The following is a 2,665-nucleotide window of genomic DNA, read 5'->3' as shown; positions in this document are numbered from 1 at the left end:
TTCTTCTTCCTTCTTCTATAACCATCTAATAAAGACTTTTTATAAATCTTGAGGTAATCATCAATCGTTAGCAAATGATATTTCGCTCCGCCATCTTCAAAAACCTCTAGGTTATTATAGTCTACATCTGCAAATGGTTTTAAATCCTCAATATAAGCAATGCCTATTTTTGTATTAGTTTTCTTAAATTCATGCTCATGTAAATCAACCATTTTGTATCCATGCAGTTCCATCACTTTTTTTAGTTTTTCCCACTTTTCCTCTAAAAAAATTAAAGGAATAAGGAGATCAATATCTTCTGGAGAAAAGTCTAACCCAGTTACCTTTTCAAGACCTAAAGATCCATATAATAATGGAATTATGTCTAACTCTTTATTAAAAGTTTTAGCTATATTTATAAATTCATTATACAATTTCATTTTATGTAACACCTCTATTTAAGAATCAATTGTCCCTTGAAGTTTCTTAAGCCCTCAAATTCTTCCTTATGGTAATTATCTTATCTCAAAAACTCATTTGAACCCTTTGGAATTTTTTCTCACAAAAAAATTAAGCATTAGTACATTCACCATTTTCCGCTGATATGAAATATAATCAAGAACGTTTAGATCATAAAAGCATGATGGTGACTGCCTATGTTTATTCACTTATTAGTAAGAAGCTCGACCAAAATCGAATTAATGATTACGAGAAATACGTGTCCTCAATTGTGGAGTTAGATTCATAACTTCAAATATTTTTGGTCATATTTTGGTCAATGACCAAAAATGCTATTTTTCCATTCTATCGATCAAATCAAAAACCCCCTGACACCAATAGTGCCAAGGGATTGAAAGATTAATATTGAGACATATACTGTTCGCGCTCCCAAGGATGAACTTGTGTGCGGAACATATCCCACTCGATTTCTTTTGCTTCGATGAAGTGTTCGAAGAGGTGCTCGCCCAGTGCTTTGACCATGACTTCGTTTGATTTGAATTCTTCTAGCGCTTCCGCAAGTGTTGCTGGAAGGTCAACGATTCCGTTTTCCATGCGCTCTTCTTTGCTCATCACATAGATGTTGCGGTCGATTGGAGCTGGCGCTTCCAGTTTGTTTTTGATTCCATCTAAGCCTGCAGCAAGCAATACGCTAAGTGCAAGGTACGGGTTAGCAGCTGGATCTACGCTGCGGACTTCAACGCGTGTACTGATGCCGCGGGAAGCCGGGATACGGATAAGCGGGCTTCTGTTTTGCGCGCTCCATGCAACGTAGCAAGGTGCTTCATAGCCAGGAACAAGACGTTTGTAAGAGTTTACTGTCGGGTTTGTTACTGCTGTAAAGCTTGTTGCGTGCTTCACAATACCTGCAATGAAGTGTTTCGCTGTTTCACTTAACTGAAGATCTGCGTTTTCGTCATAGAATGCGTTAACACCATTTTTGAAGAGTGATAGATTGCAGTGCATACCGGAACCGTTCACACCGAATAATGGTTTTGGCATAAATGTCGCATGCAGGCCGTGTTTGCGGGCAATTGTTTTGACAACTAGTTTAAACGTTTGGATGTCGTCACAAGAGCGGACTGCACCAGCATATTTAAAGTCGATTTCGTGCTGGCCAGGTGCTACTTCGTGGTGAGACGCTTCGATTTCAAAGCCCATCTCTTCAAGCTCAAGAACGATATCGCGGCGGCAGTTTTCTCCCAAGTCAGTTGGAGCCAAGTCGAAATATCCGCCTTTGTCGTTTAGTTCAAGCGTCGGCTCGCCTTTTTCGTCTAATTTGAATAAGAAGAATTCAGGCTCAGGCCCGAGGTTGAAATCACTGAAGCCGAGGTCTTCCATTTCTTTCAGAATCCGTTTTAAGTTGTTTCGCGGGTCACCTTCGAAAGGTGTGCCATCCGGATTGTAGATATCACAGATGAAACGTGCTACTTTACCTTTTTCAGCTGTCCATGGGAAGATAACAAATGTATTCAGATCTGGATACAGGTACATGTCTGACTCTTCGATGCGAACGAATCCTTCAATAGAAGAACCGTCAAACATGACTTTATTATCAAGCGCTTTTTCAAGCTGGCTTACAGGAATCTCAACATTCTTGATTGTCCCAAGAATGTCAGTAAATTGAAGACGGATATACTTCACGTTTTCTTCTTTTACTAATTTTACGATATCTTCTCTAGTGTACTTTGCCATTTCGTAAAACTCCTCCTCTTAAAAGGTAAATGTATATAGCAAAACAGTTGCTAACGGATTAATGAAAGAAGCGGGACATGTCGCCTTGGCGGAATGTATTCCCTCTTTGAAAACGGCCGGCTTGCATGAGCTCGTTTTTCAGGAGCTGTCTCAGTTCGTCATCGGACAGATCATGTTTCATTGGTTTTTTCGTCTTCTCGTTTTGTTTTTGCTCCGGCTCGGCTTCCGCTTTCGCCAGAATCTGTTTAATTCCTGCCATGTTTACACCTTGTTCTATCAGGTGCTTGATTTCTAACAGTTTATCTACATCATGAAATGAAAATAATCGTCTATTCCCTTCACTTCTGGCTGGAAATATCAATCCATTTTCCTCATAATATCGAATTTGTCTTGCTGATAACTCCGTTAACTGCATGACAATTCCTATTGGAAATAAAGGCATTGAGCGGCGAATATTATCACTCATCTCAATTTCCTCCTTTTCTTAACTTAG

At 39.5% G+C, this 2,665-nt stretch carries 3 protein-coding genes; all 3 read right to left on the bottom strand.

Annotation, left to right across the window (positions count from 1 at the left end; translation table 11 throughout):
- Positions 1-419: hypothetical protein (locus RAC86_RS37625; protein WP_377886848.1), on the bottom strand; the 419-nt coding region annotated here is incomplete at its 3' end.
- 418 nt (positions 420-837) lie between these two features.
- Positions 838-2,172 carry a type I glutamate--ammonia ligase gene (glnA, locus tag RAC86_RS37620; protein WP_014113887.1) on the bottom strand — a complete coding sequence of 445 codons (1,335 nt, stop codon included), beginning with the start codon at positions 2,170-2,172 and terminating at the stop codon, positions 838-840.
- A gap of 58 nt (positions 2,173-2,230) precedes the next feature.
- On the bottom strand, positions 2,231-2,638 hold the full coding sequence (gene glnR / locus RAC86_RS37615) for a transcriptional repressor GlnR (RefSeq protein WP_003238341.1): 408 nt from the start codon (positions 2,636-2,638) through the stop codon (positions 2,231-2,233).
- Positions 2,639-2,665 lie beyond the last annotated feature (27 nt).

The sequence above is a fragment of the Bacillus sp. LR_5 genome (genome assembly GCF_042709275.1).
This window is presented reverse-complemented; position numbering and strand designations above follow the sequence as displayed.

Coding starts and splice junctions, on each gene's coding strand:
- glnR (WP_003238341.1), bottom strand. CDS start 2,638: ATGAGTGATAATATTCGCCGCTCAATGCCTTTATTTCCAATAGGAATT.
- glnA (WP_014113887.1), bottom strand. CDS start 2,172: ATGGCAAAGTACACTAGAGAAGATATCGTAAAATTAGTAAAAGAAGAA.